Below are 13,539 nucleotides of genomic sequence, written 5' to 3' on the forward strand. Positions count from 1 at the left end.
CGATGAAATCCTGTGAAGTCAATTTTGACGGTCTAGTGGGGCCGACCCATAACTACGGCGGTTTGTCCTTCGGCAACGTCGCGTCCCAAAGCAACAGCCAGCAGGCTTCCAACCCGAAGGAAGCGGCGTTGCAGGGCCTGCAGAAAATGAAAGCCCTGATGGACATGGGCTTTGTGCAAGGTGTGTTGGCGCCCCAGGAACGCCCGGATGTGGCCGCCCTGCGCAGCTTGGGTTTCAGCGGCACCGACGCCCAGGTGATTGAGCAGGCCGCCAAGCAGGCCATGCCTTTGCTGGTAGCGAGCTGCTCGGCTTCCAGCATGTGGGTAGCCAACGCCGCCACCGTCAGCCCAAGCGCCGATACCGCAGACGGCCGCGTGCATTTCACTGCCGCCAACCTCAATTGCAAATACCACCGCAGCATCGAACACCCCACCACCAGCCGCGTGCTGGGGGCGATGTTCGCCGATGGCAAGTACTTCGCTCACCACGCCGCCTTGCCGGCAGTGGCGCAATTTGGCGATGAAGGCGCGGCCAACCACACGCGTTTCTGCCGTGAGTACGGTGAGGAGGGCGTGGAGTTTTTCGTCTTCGGCCGTAGTGCTTTCGACCCCCGTTACCCGGCCCCGCAGAAGTACCCGGCGCGCCAGACCCTGGAAGCCTCCCAAGCCGTTGCGCGCCTGCATGGTTTGAAGGATGACGGTGTGGTCTACGCCCAGCAGAACCCGGCGGTGATCGATGCGGGTGTGTTCCACAATGATGTGATCGCGGTGGGCAACGGCGAGGTGCTGTTCTATCACGAGGATGCGTTCCTCAACACTGAACAGATGCTCGCCGAACTGCACGGCAAGTTGGGCAAGCTGGGCGGCAACTTCCAGTCGGTGTGTGTGCCTCGCGCGTTGGTCAGTGTCGAAGACGCGGTGCGTTCCTACCTGTTCAACAGCCAGTTACTGACTCGTCCTGACGGTTCGATGCTGCTGATCGTGCCGCAAGAGTGCCGCGCCAATGAGCGCGTGTGGCAGTACCTGCAAGGTTTGACCGCTGCCGGCGGGCTGATCCGCGAAGTCAAGGTCTTCGACCTCAAGCAAAGCATGCAGAACGGCGGCGGGCCCGCGTGCCTGCGCCTGCGCGTGGCGTTGAACGAAACCGAGCTGGCGGCTGTGAACCCAGGCGTTATCATGACCGCGCCGTTGTACGAAACCCTGACCCAATGGGTGGGCAAACACTACCGCGACAGCCTGCGCGAAACCGACCTGGCTGACCCGCAGTTGCTGCTTGAGTGCCGGACGGCACTGGATGAACTGACGCAAATCCTTAAACTGGGCTCGGTTTATCCTTTCCAGATCAATTAATGCCACACGGCTGAGATATTTTATTTATGACCGACACCCTGAAACTCATCCTTGAAGACACCGACGGCACCCAGCTGGAAACCTCCTGCACCCGCGTCGCCGTGGTCTGGCAGGGCAAGGAGATCTGGATCCAGCACGATGGCCGCGGCCAACTGCTGATTGGCGTGGACGTAGAAGAAGGCGACGCCGAGTACGCCAACCTGCTGATGCGCCCATTGGCCACCAACCTGATGAGCCTGCAACTGGAAATGGAACCGGCCGACGTTGAAGGTGACGACGACGATCACGTCCACGGCCCAGGCTGCAACCACTAAGGAAGCTGCTTATGCTCGCCCTCGGCAAACTGCTTGAACTGACCCTCGCCGGTCGTGAACCGGCGCAAAAAATTCAACTGACTGTCGACGGCGTGCAGATGCGCTGGCTCAGCGAAGGCGCGCTTGAAGTGCGTCCTCCTGAAGCTTTGGACAACGGCAGCGACTTGCTGCTGTCGTCCGGCATCCATGGCAACGAAACCGCGCCGATCGAACTGCTCGACCGCCTGTTGCATGGCATCGCCCGCGGGGAGATCAAGCCCCGCACCCGTATTCTGTTCCTGTTCGGTAATACCGAGGCCATGCGCCGCGGTGAGCGTTACCTCGAACTGGACGTCAACCGGCTGTTCAACGGCCGTCATGAACAAAACATCGGCCCCGAAGCCATGCGCGCCGCTGAGCTTGAGCAATTGGCCCGCAGCTTTTTCAGCCAGCCTGGCCGCTCGCGCCTGCATTACGACCTGCATACGGCGATTCGTGGTTCGAAAATCGAGCAGTTCGCGTTGTACCCGTGGAAGGAAGACAGACAGCATTCGCGCCGTGAGCTGGAGCGCTTGAACGCTGCCGGCATGCAGGCGGTGCTGTTGCAGAACAAAACCTCGATTACATTCACCGCGTTTACCTACGAGCAACTCGGCGCCGAGGCGTTCACCCTGGAGTTGGGCAAGGCGCGCCCGTTCGGGCAGAACGACGGTGTGGACGTGTCGCGCCTGGAAGCGCGTCTGAAGCAGATCATCGAGGGCAACGAGCCTGAGACCGGTAGCCTCGACGGCCTGCAACTCTTCGCCGTCGCGCGCGAAGTGATCAAGCACAGCGACGCCTTCCTGATGCACCTGCCCGCAGATGTGGAAAACTTTTCGGAATTGGAAAAGGGCTACCTGCTGGCCGAAGACGTGGCCAAGACCCGCTGGGTGATCGAGGAGGAGGGCGCCCGCATCATCTTCCCCAACCCTAAGGTGAAGAACGGCTTGCGCGCCGGGATATTGATCGTGCCCACCACGGACGCCGGCCTGGCCTAAGAGCCAAGGCTGGCTCGACCAAATGTAGGAGCTGGCTTGCCTGCGATAGCATCACCTGGGTATCACTGATAAACCCAGGTGTCTGCATCGCAGGCAAGCCAGCTCCCACACTGGATTTAGACCGCTACCGCCCGCGGCTCGCTACGACGAATCGCACGCACCTTGTGCAGCGTATCGGCGCAGGTGCGCGCCGCTTCCTGGCCCTTGTGCACGAAGTGCTCGTAGAAGAACGTGGTGTGCTCGCTGCCGGCATGGAAGTGGTGCGGCGTCAGGGACACCGAGAACACCGGCACTTCAGTTTCCAGCTGCACCTGCATCAGGCCGCTGACCACCGATTGCGCGACGAATTCGTGGCGGTAGATGCCACCGTCCACCACCAGCGCGGCAGCGACGATGCCGGCGTAACGGCCGGTCTTGGCCAGCAGCTTGGCGTGCAGGGGCATTTCAAAGGCGCCGCCGACCTCGAAGAAGTCGATGTCCGATTCCTGATAACCCTGGGCGATCATTTCGGCGAGGAAGCCTTTGCGCGATTGGTCGACAATATCCTTGTGCCAGCAGGCCTGGATAAACGCGACGCGCTCGCCGTGATGGTTTTTGCTTTTGCTGTCGATTGCGGTGGGTTGCATGTTCTGACTCCTGTTTAAGAAAAAAACAGGGCGTTATGAATCGAATGGGATTTAAGGGTACGCATGCGTAAACAGGCGCGCGGCCCTTAGGTGCCAATCCCGTTCTCTCTTCATCCGGACTATGACCGTCGGCCCCGGGATCACACCGGGTCTGCTGACCTTGTCGCCGTCCTGCCTGAGCAGTTCGAAGCGCCAAGCGCTCGCGGGCTATGCACATTGCGTGCAATTACCGCCGGTGGGGAATTGCACCCCGCCCTGAGAACGTTGCCGCCAGAACCCTGGCGGCGCAGAGTTTTTAACATGGTTTTTCAAAAACTGCACGGTTGCCGTCTCGATAACTTATATCGGTTTGTTTGGTTGGTATTCGAATGAATGTAATCGGGGCTTGATATTCCGTGGCTTTGCCCGCAGTAATCACACACAAAAGGACTTACCCATTCCGTCAGAGGCCCCCTTGATGACCGTGATCGACCTGCGCAGCGACACCGTGACCCAACCCACCCCCGCCATGCTCGACGCGATGGCCAGCGCCGTCAGTGGCGATGATGTTTACGGCGAAGATCCCAGCGTCAATCGCTTGGAGGCCGAACTGGCCCAGCGCCTGGGCTTTGCCGCGGCGCTGTTCGTACCCACCGGCACCATGAGCAACCTGCTGGCGTTGATGGCTCACTGTGAGCGCGGCGAGGAATACATCGTCGGCCAGCAGGCCCACACCTACAAATACGAAGGCGGCGGCGCGGCGGTGCTGGGGTCGATCCAGCCGCAGCCCCTGGACGTCCAAGCCGATGGCTCCCTTGATCTGAACCAGGTGCTTGAAGCCATCAAGCCCGACGACTGCCACTTCGCCCGCACGCGCTTGTTGGCGCTGGAAAACACCATGCAGGGCAAAGTGCTGCCGCTGGATTACCTGGCCAAGGCCCGTGCATTTACCCACGAGCATGGCCTGGCCCTGCACCTGGATGGCGCGCGCCTCTACAACGCGGCAGTCAAGCTGGGCGTGGATGCGCGAGAAATCGCCCAGCATTTCGATTCGGTGTCGGTGTGCCTGTCCAAGGGCCTCGGCGCGCCGGTTGGCTCGGTGCTGTGTGGCTCGACGGCGCTGATCGCCAAGGCTCGGCGCTTGCGCAAGATGGTCGGCGGCGGCATGCGCCAGGCCGGCTCCCTGGCGGCGGCAGGCTTGTATGCCCTGGACCATCAGGTACAGCGCCTGACTGACGACCATGCCAATGCCCAATGGCTGGGCGATGAGTTACGCAAGGCCGGCTACAGCGTCGAGCCGGTGCAGACCAATATGGTGTATGTGCAGGTAGGCGATCAGGCGCAGGCGCTGAAGGCCTTTGCGGCTGAGCGTGGAGTCAAGTTGAGCGCTGCGCCGCGCCTGCGCATGGTTACCCATCTGGACGTGAGCCGGGCGCAGATCGAGCAAGTGCTGCAGACATTCGTCGCGTTTTCGCAGAAATGACAGTGCAGGCCGTCTAATTGACTGTTTCTATCACATAAACACGCTGTACCACCGGCAAAGGGCCGATATAATGCGGCCCTTTGCCGTCGCTCCGTCTGATGATGTTGCGCACTGGCCTTTGGCCGCAGCCTCCGTGGAAGAACCTAATGAAAAGCGCAGAAATCCGTGAAGCCTTCCTTCGCTTCTTCGAAGAGCAAGGTCACACCCGTGTAGCCTCCAGCTCCTTGATCCCAGGCAATGACCCAACCCTGCTGTTCACTAACGCGGGGATGAACCAGTTCAAGGACTGCTTCCTGGGCCAGGAAAAGCGCGCCTACACCCGCGCCACCAGCAGCCAGAAGTGCGTACGCGCCGGCGGCAAGAACAGCGACCTGGAAAACGTCGGCTACACCGCCCGTCACCACACCTTTTTCGAGATGCTGGGTAACTTCAGCTTCGGCGACTATTTCAAGAAAGACGCGATCACGTTCGCCTGGACCTTCCTCACCGGCGTGCTGAAGCTGCCCAAGGAAAAGCTCTGGGTCACCGTGTACGCGACGGACGACGAAGCGTACGACATCTGGACCCAGCAAATCGGTGTGCCTGCCGAGCGCATGATCCGTATCGGCGACAACAAAGGCGCGCCTTACGCCTCCGATAACTTCTGGACCATGGGCGATACCGGCCCGTGCGGCCCCTGCACCGAGATTTTCTACGATCACGGCGCCGATATCTGGGGTGGCCCGCCAGGCTCGCCAGAAGAAGACGGCGACCGTTACATCGAGATCTGGAACAACGTGTTCATGCAGTTCAACCGCACCGCCGACGGCGTGTTGCATCCGCTGCCGGCACCGTCTGTGGACACCGGCATGGGCCTGGAGCGGATCAGTGCGGTGATGCAGCACGTTCACTCCAACTACGAGATCGACCTGTTCACCAACCTGCTGAGCGCTTCGGCGGCGGCCATTGGCTGCGCCAATGAAGGCCAGTCTTCGCTCAAGGTGGTGTCGGACCACATCCGTTCCTGCGGTTTCCTGATCGCCGACGGCGTGCTGCCGTCCAACGAGGGCCGTGGCTACGTGCTGCGTCGCATCATCCGTCGCGCGTGCCGCCACGGTAACAAGCTGGGCGCTACCGGCAGCTTCTTCTACAAGATCGTGGCCGCACTGGTTGCCGAGATGGGCGATGCCTTCCCAGAGCTCAAGCAACAGCAAAGCAACATCGAGCGGGTGCTCAAGGCTGAAGAAGAGCAGTTCTCCAAGACCCTGGAGCACGGCCTGAAGATTCTGGAACAGGACCTGGCTGAGCTCAAAGGCACCGTGGTGCCGGGTGATGTCGTGTTCAAGCTGTACGACACCTATGGTTTCCCGATGGACCTGACTGCCGACATCGCCCGCGAGCGTGAGTTGACCGTCGACGAAGCCGGTTTCGAGCGTGAGATGGAAGCCCAGCGCGTGCGTGCGCGTTCGGCCAGCTCCTTTGGCCTGGACTACAACACCCTGGTCAAGGTCGACGTACCGACCGAGTTCACCGGCTACAAGGCCACTGCGGGCTCGGCCAAGATCGTCGCCATCTATAAAGACGGCAAGTCGGTCGATGTATTGAGCGAAGGTGAAGAGGCGGTTGTGGTGCTGGACCAGACACCGTTCTATGCCGAGTCGGGTGGCCAGATTGGCGACTGCGGCTTCCTGAGCTCGACATCCGGTCGTTTTGACGTGCGCGACACCACCAAGACCGGTGGGGCGTTCCTGCATCACGGTGTGTTGGTGCTGGGCAACTTGACCGTGGGTGCGCCCGTAGACACCCAGGTTGACGCCGACGTACGGCATGCCACCGCGTTGAACCACTCGGCTACTCACTTGCTGCATGCCGCACTGCGCCAGGTACTGGGCGAGCACGTGCAGCAAAAAGGCTCGTTGGTGGACAGCCAGCGCCTGCGTTTTGACTTCAGCCACTTTGAAGCGATCAAGCCAGAGCAGATCAAGGCCCTGGAAGACATCGTCAACGCCGAGATTCGCAAGAACACCCCGGTTGAAACCGAAGAAACCGACATCGAGACCGCCAGGAACAAAGGCGCCATGGCGCTGTTTGGCGAGAAGTACGGCGACGAAGTCCGCGTGCTGAGCATGGGCGGCAGCTTCTCGGTAGAACTCTGTGGTGGTATCCACGCCAACCGCACCGGCGATATCGGCCTGCTGAAGATCATCAGCGAAGGCGGTGTGGCCTCGGGTGTACGTCGTATTGAAGCGGTGACCGGTGCTGCGGCCCTGGCTTACCTCAATGCTGCCGAAGAACAACTCAAGGAAGCGGCCGGCCTGGTCAAGGGCAGCCGCGACAACCTGATCGACAAGTTGTCCGCCGTGCTGGAGCGCAACCGTGCGCTGGAAAAACAGCTGGAGCAGTTGCAGGCCAAGGCGGCCAGCGCTGCGGGCGATGACCTGTCGGCCGCGGCGGTTGACGTCAAGGATGTAAAAGTCCTGGCGGCGCGCCTGGACGGCCAGGATGGCAAGGCGCTGTTGGCCTTGGTCGATCAGTTGAAGAACAAGCTCGGCCGCGCAGTGATCCTGCTCGGCAGTGTCCATGAGGATAAGGTCGTTCTGGTTGCTGGTGTAACCAAGGACCTGACTGGCCAACTCAAAGCCGGTGATTTGATGAAGCAAGCCGCTGCGACAGTAGGCGGCAAGGGCGGTGGTCGTCCGGACATGGCACAAGGCGGTGGTGTCGATGCCGCAGCCCTGGACGCGGCGCTGGCCTTGACCGTGCCATTTGTCGAGGCAGGTATTTAAGGCACTGTTAACCGGCCCGTGGTCTAGTCACGGGCTTGTTCAGTGCGGGTGGATTGATATTAGGCGCCCCTTTACGGGCTGAGGCGGCTTGGAAATGGCTTTGATCGTACAGAAATTTGGAGGCACCTCGGTCGGTTCTGTCGAAAGAATCGAGCAGGTCGCCGACAAGGTTAAGAAGTTCCGCGATGCCGGTGATGACCTGGTAGTGGTGCTGTCGGCCATGAGTGGCGAGACCAATCGCCTGATCGATCTGGCCAAGGCCATCAGTGGTGATCAACAGCCGCTGCCGCGTGAGCTGGATGTGATCGTCTCCACGGGCGAGCAGGTGACCATTGCGCTGTTGGCCATGGCGCTGAACAAGCGTGGCGTGCCAGCGGTGTCCTACACTGGTAGCCAGGTGCGCATTCTTACAGACAGCGCACATACCAAGGCGCGGATCCTGCAAATTGATGATCAGAAAATTCGTACTGATCTGAAAGCAGGGCGCGTGGTAGTTGTAGCGGGTTTCCAGGGCGTGGATGAGCACGGCAACATCACCACGCTCGGTCGTGGCGGTTCGGACACCACCGGTGTGGCCCTGGCGGCAGCGCTCAAGGCTGACGAATGCCAGATCTATACCGATGTGGATGGCGTCTACACCACTGACCCACGCGTCGTGCCAGTGGCCCAGCGCCTGGACAAGATCACCTTTGAAGAAATGCTGGAAATGGCCAGCCTTGGTTCCAAGGTGTTGCAGATTCGCGCGGTGGAGTTCGCCGGCAAGTACAACGTTCCGCTGCGCGTATTGCACAGCTTCAAGGAGGGTCCGGGCACCCTCATTACTATTGATGAAGAGGAATCCATGGAACAGCCGATCATTTCCGGCATCGCTTTCAATCGCGATGAAGCCAAGCTGACGATCCGTGGCGTGCCAGACACCCCGGGCGTGGCTTTCAAGATTCTGGGCCCTGTCAGCGATGCAAATGTTGAAGTCGACATGATCGTGCAGAACGTTTCGCACGATAACACCACCGATTTCACCTTCACCGTGCACCGCAACGAATACGATGCAGCATTGAAAATCCTGCAGAGCACGGCGAGCGAGATTGGCGCCCGTGAAGTGATCGGCGATACCAAGATTGCCAAGGTGTCGATCGTAGGGGTGGGCATGCGTTCCCATGCTGGCGTTGCCAGCCGTATGTTCGGGGCCCTTGCCAAGGAAGGTATCAACATCCAGATGATTTCCACCTCGGAAATCAAAGTCTCGGTAGTGCTCGAAGAGAAGTACCTGGAACTGGCTGTACGCGCGCTGCATACCGCTTTTGAGCTGGATGCTCCGGCCCGACAGGGCGAGTAATGCGTTGCCAGGAAGGCGCGGTTTACCGCGCCTTTCATTTTTTTGTGGGGTACATGGTCTTTTGCATGGGCTCGACAATACTTAGCGAGTAGGGCTACGACCTTTTGGTTGTAGGTTGAATGCTTTTTTTTTGCAGACTGTTGTTCCTGAACTGAAATGCGTGAGGTGAAAGGTATGCTGATTCTGACTCGTCGTTGCGCAGAAAGCCTGATTATCGGTGATGGCGAAATCACCGTGACCGTGCTCGGCGTCAAAGGCAATCAAGTACGTATTGGGGTTAATGCTCCGAAAGAGGTGGCGGTCCACCGCGAGGAAATCTACCTGCGGATCAAGAAAGAGAAGGACGAAGAACCAAGCCTTTAATTTTTATCGTTTTTTATGTTTGCAAACGGGGAGGAACGTGGTTAATATACGCCCCGTGTTGCGGAGAGCTGGCCGAGTGGCCGAAGGCGCTCCCCTGCTAAGGGAGTACACCTCAAAAGGGTGTCGGGGGTTCGAATCCCCCGTTCTCCGCCATTATTTGCTTAGTACGTTGCAATCTGATTTTTTCGGTAAGTTGTTGAAAATACTCGAAAAAATAGCTTTACATAGAGATTGAACGGCCTATAATGCGCGGCAACAAATGCACTCGTAGCTCAGCTGGATAGAGTACTCGGCTACGAACCGAGCGGTCACAGGTTCGAATCCTGTCGAGTGCACCATTTAAGAGTTAGTTGCAGCGATGCAGGTAGCTTGGCTCCAACCAGTTGTGACCTGGTCTAAAAACACAATTTGCACTCGTAGCTCAGCTGGATAGAGTACTCGGCTACGAACCGAGCGGTCACAGGTTCGAATCCTGTCGAGTGCACCATACAAACAAAAAGCCCGCCTAGTGCGGGCTTTTTGCCGTCTGGGGTTTGTGTAGGTTTTATCCGGCGTTCTCCTTTTTCTCCCCTCCTCATGTGTTTTCCCCCGCGCCTGCGTCGTCGCAGTTCATAGATGCAGCCAATACTGAGCTTTGGCGTGCAAGCGCTTGTTCTTTCCAGTTTTTTAACGTTTAAAACGTTCGGGCGGTGTATCATGCGCCCGTCAGCCCCGCCGGGGCTTGTGGAATACCTCCATGGACTTACCCAGTAGTTACTCAGTACCCCGTTTTACCAATCATGAATTGACTGATTGATCCTTCCGGCGTGCCCCGCTGCTGGGAGTGGAGTTCGCCTATGACCGAAGTAGAAGTAAAGAAAACACAAGAAAGCCTGCAGGATCGTCTGGCTCAAGTTATCGAGCTGCTGCAGCGTCAGCGCGTGGTCGAAGACCTCACGCACCGCCAGGAAGGTCCGAACCACGACCGCGTCGAAAACCTGGTTCACCGGCAAAACCTCGTCGAGTTGCAACGCAAGCTCGATGACCTGCACTCCGCCGACGTCGCCTATATTCTTGAAGCCTTGCCGCTGGATGATCGACTGACCCTGTGGCAGTTGGTCAAGGCTGATCGCGACGGTGACATCCTGCTGGAAGTGTCGGACTCGGTGCGTGAGACGCTCATTGCCGACATGGATGACCACGAACTCCTGGCTGCCGCCAAGGAGATGGATGCGGACGAACTGGCTGACCTGGCCCCTGAGCTGCCCCGTGATGTTGTCCATGAGTTGATGGAGGCGCTCGATACGCAGCAGCGTGAGCGTGTGCGTTCCGCGCTGTCGTACGACGAGGACCAGGTCGGCGCACTGATGGACTTCGAGATGGTCACGATCCGCGAAGACGTCAGCCTTGAAGTGGTGTTGCGTTACCTGCGGCGTCTCAAAGAATTGCCCGGCCACACCGACAAACTGTTTGTGGTCGACTATGAGGGGATCCTCAAGGGCGTTTTGCCGATCAAGCGCCTGCTGGTCAATGATCCGGAGAAGAAAGTTGCTGACCTGATGGCCAGTGATACCGTGAGCTTCCATCCGGACGAAGATGCCTACGACGCGGCCCAGGCATTCGAGCGTTACGACTTGATCTCGGCTCCGGTGGTGGATAAGAACGGCAAGTTGATCGGTCGTCTGACCATCGATGAAATCGTCGACTTGATCCGTGAGGAAAGTGAAACCGAAGTCCTCAACATGGCAGGTTTGCGTGAAGAGGAAGATATTTTCGCGTCGGTCTGGCGTTCACTGCATAACCGCTGGGCCTGGCTGGCTATCAATCTGATTACCGCGTTTATCGCATCTCGCGTGATCGGGTTGTTTGAAGGCTCCATCGAAAAACTGGTGGCCTTGGCGGCGTTGATGCCGATTGTGGCGGGCATTGGCGGTAACTCCGGGAACCAGACCATCACCATGATCGTGCGCGCCATGGCGCTGGACCAGGTCAGTACCGCCAATTCCTCACGGCTGCTGCGCAAGGAACTGGCTGTAGGCCTCATAAACGGATTGGTGTGGGGCGGTGTGATTGGCGTGGTGGCCTACTTGCTCTACGGCAGTTGGTCCCTGGGCGTGGTAATGACTGCGGCCATGACCCTTAACCTGTTGCTGGCGGCCTTGATGGGGGTATTGATCCCCATGACCTTGGCGCGTCTAGGTCGCGATCCCGCCATGGGGGCCAGTGTGATGATCACGGCCATGACTGACAGTGGTGGTTTCTTCATCTTCCTGGGCCTGGCAACGATCTTCCTGCTCTGACCCTTCCAGCGGGGGCAAACCTGCCCTCGCTTTGCTTCTTATTCCCTAACTCCAGGCAAAAAAAAGCCAGCACATGGCTGGCTTCGGCTTTCAGGTGTCAATCAATTGGCTTCTGCGGCCGCCTCCACGTCATGCGCGATAAGCGAGACGAGAGCATTTTGCTGGCGGTGGGAGAGCTGACGAAAACGCTGCAGCAGTTCGCGTTCGTGCAGTGACAGCTCGGGGCTGTCTAGGCGCATGCTCAACTCTTCACCCAAGGCACCTTCCTGAATAAGGCTTTGTTCCAGGCGTGCGATGATTTCGGAGTTCATGCTGCGGTGATGATTGCGAGCCACCTCGGCAATGCGTTCCCGCATTCCGTCTGGCAGACGTACGACGAATTTGTCAGCCGTACGGCTGGAATAAATTGCCTGTTTCAATGGGCGCATATATTTAACCGGTTAGTTCAGGGGAGCGGTTTCTGGAATTGGCCGCAAGATGAGTGTTAAGACAAGGCTCACGACCAAAGTTCAACCCGAATTGCAAAGAGGCCGCATCATGCCTCAGATTTGACATTTCATTGGCGTCAATTCTGTGACAAATATTGAACCGCCTACAGGCTTTATGCCAGTACTGATTTGCGTTTTTGCGGACTGGTTAAAAAAATCCTGCGACTGCAGCGAAGCCCGTCAATCTTCGCTCAAGCCTGCACGGCATCTGGGTTGAAGGGCGCCCGTCCTACAGCGATATGGCCTTTTGCCCTCAAGCTTAAGGTTAGTAGCTGTTCGCCTATTTACGAGTGTCAGGCGACATAAGGTAGGGGAGGTAGATGGGGAAGGGGGGTTAGCGCAGGAGTGGATCGAATTTGATTCGGCGACCCTTGATGAGCGTCAGTACCAGTAGGCTGCCCAGCACGGCGCTGGCGACGAAGGCTAGGGTTTGAGTTTGTTGTGATGTCGCTCCCAGGCCTAGCGCAACAGATAGGAGCGTCAGGCACAGAAACAACCAGGCAGATTTCGACATGAATAGTGTTCTCAGAAAACCCAATGCTCGGCCGCTGGCGCTGACTGTGTATCTTGGGTCAGGCGGATGGGAGGCTGGGGGGTTGCAGTCATTAGTGCCAACTGAGGGCGCTGTTGCAGATGGTGGGGAATGGCTTGGCTGATTTGCGCGCCGTCTTCAGTACTGGTCGGCTGAAAATGAAACGTCACCACCGTAGCCAGTGCCACAGCGTTCAGTGCTACTAGAAGGGCGCTGTTCATAATCATAGTCTCCACGGTGCCTGGAACGATTGGTTTTGTGATTATGGCTTTGCAGATGTCGTGCCAATCTATTATTCCAATAAAAACAATGAGTTATGTTTGTTTTTTGAGGGCGCTGGGTTGCAGTTTGCAATGATGGCATATTGGGGTAGTGCAATTTGCACGATGAGGGTGAAAGTCTTGGCATGCTGAATGAGGCTATGAACGTACGCGCAAGGATTGGCCTACAGTCAAAATGCCAACGGACGACATGACAAAACCAGCCTCAGCCGTTAAGATGCACGCCGTCTGTCGCTAGCCCTTCAGGGTAAGCGTGGCATTTGTCCCAGTAGCTCAATTGGATAGAGCATCCCCCTCCTAAGGGGAAGGTTGGCCGTTCGAACCGGCCCTGGGACACCATCTCTGTAAAGCTTTCCCCTCCTGGTATTCGCTGGTCTCAACAACAGTCATCCTCGTTCCTAGCTTGTTGGGGATCCAGCCGCGCTTCTTTCGGTTGTGATCCAGATGCATTGGCGTGGGTGGGGATAATTCGCGTCCCTAGGTTGTGCGCTCCTTCTATATAGAGGCGGTGGGTACCCTGGTTTTTATAGGCGAGTAAGTGTTTCGCTTTTTTTCAGATAAGGGGGTTGACGTTCATGGCGGTCCCTGTAGAATTCGCCTCCCGCTTACGAGAGATCGCAAGCGCAAGTGGTTGAAGTTGTTGAAGAAATTTTCGAAAACTTCTGAAAATAACCACTTGACAGCAAATGAGGCTGCTGTAGAATGCGCGCCTCGGTTGAGACGAAAGA

At 58.0% G+C, this 13,539-nt stretch carries 12 protein-coding genes, 4 tRNA genes and 1 riboswitch; of the genes, 12 read left to right on the plus strand and 4 right to left on the minus strand.

Annotated elements, in window-relative coordinates; genetic code table 11:
- The first annotated feature begins 2 nt into the window (after window positions 1-2).
- Genes astB through astE form a run of 3 tightly spaced genes read left to right on the plus strand, consistent with a single transcriptional unit; the run spans window position 3 to window position 2,679 of the window.
- A complete protein-coding gene (gene astB / locus DK871_RS24145; protein WP_161906890.1) occupies window positions 3-1,349 on the plus strand; it encodes an N-succinylarginine dihydrolase in 1,347 nt (448 codons plus the stop codon).
- A 26-nt stretch (window positions 1,350-1,375) separates the two neighbouring features.
- The gene (locus tag DK871_RS24150) at window positions 1,376-1,663 is read left to right on the plus strand and encodes a hypothetical protein (protein ID WP_003175651.1); all 288 of its coding nucleotides are present in this window, start codon (window positions 1,376-1,378) and stop codon (window positions 1,661-1,663) included.
- 11 nt (window positions 1,664-1,674) lie between these two features.
- The gene (astE, locus tag DK871_RS24155) at window positions 1,675-2,679 is read left to right on the plus strand and encodes a succinylglutamate desuccinylase (protein WP_161906891.1); all 1,005 of its coding nucleotides are present in this window, start codon (window positions 1,675-1,677) and stop codon (window positions 2,677-2,679) included.
- A 116-nt stretch (window positions 2,680-2,795) separates the two neighbouring features.
- On the opposite strand, the gene DK871_RS24160 is transcribed toward astE, so the two are convergent.
- Window positions 2,796-3,305 carry a 6,7-dimethyl-8-ribityllumazine synthase gene (locus DK871_RS24160; RefSeq protein WP_003193604.1) on the minus strand — a complete coding sequence of 170 codons (510 nt, stop codon included), beginning with the start codon at window positions 3,303-3,305 and terminating at the stop codon, window positions 2,796-2,798.
- A gap of 97 nt (window positions 3,306-3,402) precedes the next feature.
- Window positions 3,403-3,572, minus strand: a riboswitch (FMN riboswitch).
- Window positions 3,573-3,762: 190 nt separating this feature from the next.
- Here DK871_RS24160 and ltaE point away from each other — a divergent pair.
- The 8 genes from ltaE to mgtE all read left to right on the plus strand — a co-directional run bounded on the left by ltaE (window position 3,763) and on the right by mgtE (window position 11,510).
- Complete coding sequence (gene ltaE, locus DK871_RS24165; protein WP_161906892.1) at window positions 3,763-4,767, plus strand: low-specificity L-threonine aldolase; 1,005 nt, start codon at window positions 3,763-3,765, stop codon at window positions 4,765-4,767.
- Between the two features lie 146 nt (window positions 4,768-4,913).
- On the plus strand, window positions 4,914-7,532 hold the full coding sequence (alaS, locus tag DK871_RS24170; protein ID WP_161906893.1) for an alanine--tRNA ligase: 2,619 nt from the start codon (window positions 4,914-4,916) through the stop codon (window positions 7,530-7,532).
- 94 nt (window positions 7,533-7,626) lie between these two features.
- Window positions 7,627-8,868 carry an aspartate kinase gene (locus tag DK871_RS24175; RefSeq protein ID WP_161906894.1) on the plus strand — a complete coding sequence of 414 codons (1,242 nt, stop codon included), beginning with the start codon at window positions 7,627-7,629 and terminating at the stop codon, window positions 8,866-8,868.
- A gap of 174 nt (window positions 8,869-9,042) precedes the next feature.
- Entirely contained in the window at window positions 9,043-9,231 is a 189-nt protein-coding gene (csrA, locus tag DK871_RS24180) for a carbon storage regulator CsrA (RefSeq protein ID WP_003175645.1), read from the plus strand.
- A 62-nt stretch (window positions 9,232-9,293) separates the two neighbouring features.
- Window positions 9,294-9,384, plus strand: a tRNA-Ser gene (locus DK871_RS24185).
- Between the two features lie 108 nt (window positions 9,385-9,492).
- Window positions 9,493-9,569 (plus strand) — tRNA-Arg (locus tag DK871_RS24190).
- Between the two features lie 72 nt (window positions 9,570-9,641).
- Window positions 9,642-9,718 (plus strand) — tRNA-Arg (locus tag DK871_RS24195).
- 349 nt (window positions 9,719-10,067) lie between these two features.
- Window positions 10,068-11,510, plus strand: coding sequence for a magnesium transporter (mgtE, locus tag DK871_RS24200; RefSeq protein ID WP_003193593.1), 1,443 nt, complete (start codon window positions 10,068-10,070; stop codon window positions 11,508-11,510).
- A gap of 101 nt (window positions 11,511-11,611) precedes the next feature.
- On the opposite strand, the gene DK871_RS24205 is transcribed toward mgtE, so the two are convergent.
- The 3 genes from DK871_RS24205 to DK871_RS29365 all read right to left on the minus strand — a co-directional run bounded on the left by DK871_RS24205 (window position 11,612) and on the right by DK871_RS29365 (window position 12,751).
- Window positions 11,612-11,938 (minus strand): Arc family DNA-binding protein, encoded by a 327-nt coding sequence (locus tag DK871_RS24205; protein ID WP_003193592.1) that lies wholly within the window; start codon window positions 11,936-11,938, stop codon window positions 11,612-11,614.
- A 394-nt stretch (window positions 11,939-12,332) separates the two neighbouring features.
- Entirely contained in the window at window positions 12,333-12,512 is a 180-nt protein-coding gene (locus tag DK871_RS29360) for a PA3371 family protein (protein ID WP_003193590.1), read from the minus strand.
- An 11-nt stretch (window positions 12,513-12,523) separates the two neighbouring features.
- Window positions 12,524-12,751: a hypothetical protein gene (locus tag DK871_RS29365; protein ID WP_161906895.1), complete on the minus strand. Its 228-nt coding sequence runs from the start codon at window positions 12,749-12,751 to the stop codon at window positions 12,524-12,526.
- A 322-nt stretch (window positions 12,752-13,073) separates the two neighbouring features.
- On the opposite strand from DK871_RS29365, the gene DK871_RS24215 reads away from it, so the two are divergent.
- Window positions 13,074-13,150 (plus strand) — tRNA-Arg (locus DK871_RS24215).
- Window positions 13,151-13,539: the final 389 nt, after the last annotated feature.

This window comes from Pseudomonas sp. L13 (assembly GCF_009935965.1).
GTDB classification, from domain to species: domain Bacteria; phylum Pseudomonadota; class Gammaproteobacteria; order Pseudomonadales; family Pseudomonadaceae; genus Aquipseudomonas; species Aquipseudomonas lactis.

Bases quoted from the DNA above. Each gene is read 5' to 3' on its own strand.
- alaS (WP_161906893.1), top strand. From the start codon at position 4,914: ATGAAAAGCGCAGAAATCCGTGAAGCCTTCCTTCGCTTCTTCGAAGAG.
- astB (WP_161906890.1), top strand. From the start codon at position 3: ATGAAATCCTGTGAAGTCAATTTTGACGGTCTAGTGGGGCCGACCCAT.
- mgtE (WP_003193593.1), top strand. From the start codon at position 10,068: ATGACCGAAGTAGAAGTAAAGAAAACACAAGAAAGCCTGCAGGATCGT.
- astE (WP_161906891.1), top strand. From the start codon at position 1,675: ATGCTCGCCCTCGGCAAACTGCTTGAACTGACCCTCGCCGGTCGTGAA.
- DK871_RS29360 (WP_003193590.1), bottom strand. From the start codon at position 12,512: ATGTCGAAATCTGCCTGGTTGTTTCTGTGCCTGACGCTCCTATCTGTT.
- ltaE (WP_161906892.1), top strand. From the start codon at position 3,763: ATGACCGTGATCGACCTGCGCAGCGACACCGTGACCCAACCCACCCCC.
- DK871_RS24175 (WP_161906894.1), top strand. From the start codon at position 7,627: ATGGCTTTGATCGTACAGAAATTTGGAGGCACCTCGGTCGGTTCTGTC.
- DK871_RS24150 (WP_003175651.1), top strand. From the start codon at position 1,376: ATGACCGACACCCTGAAACTCATCCTTGAAGACACCGACGGCACCCAG.
- DK871_RS24205 (WP_003193592.1), bottom strand. From the start codon at position 11,938: ATGCGCCCATTGAAACAGGCAATTTATTCCAGCCGTACGGCTGACAAA.
- csrA (WP_003175645.1), top strand. From the start codon at position 9,043: ATGCTGATTCTGACTCGTCGTTGCGCAGAAAGCCTGATTATCGGTGAT.
- DK871_RS29365 (WP_161906895.1), bottom strand. From the start codon at position 12,751: ATGAACAGCGCCCTTCTAGTAGCACTGAACGCTGTGGCACTGGCTACG.
- DK871_RS24160 (WP_003193604.1), bottom strand. From the start codon at position 3,305: ATGCAACCCACCGCAATCGACAGCAAAAGCAAAAACCATCACGGCGAG.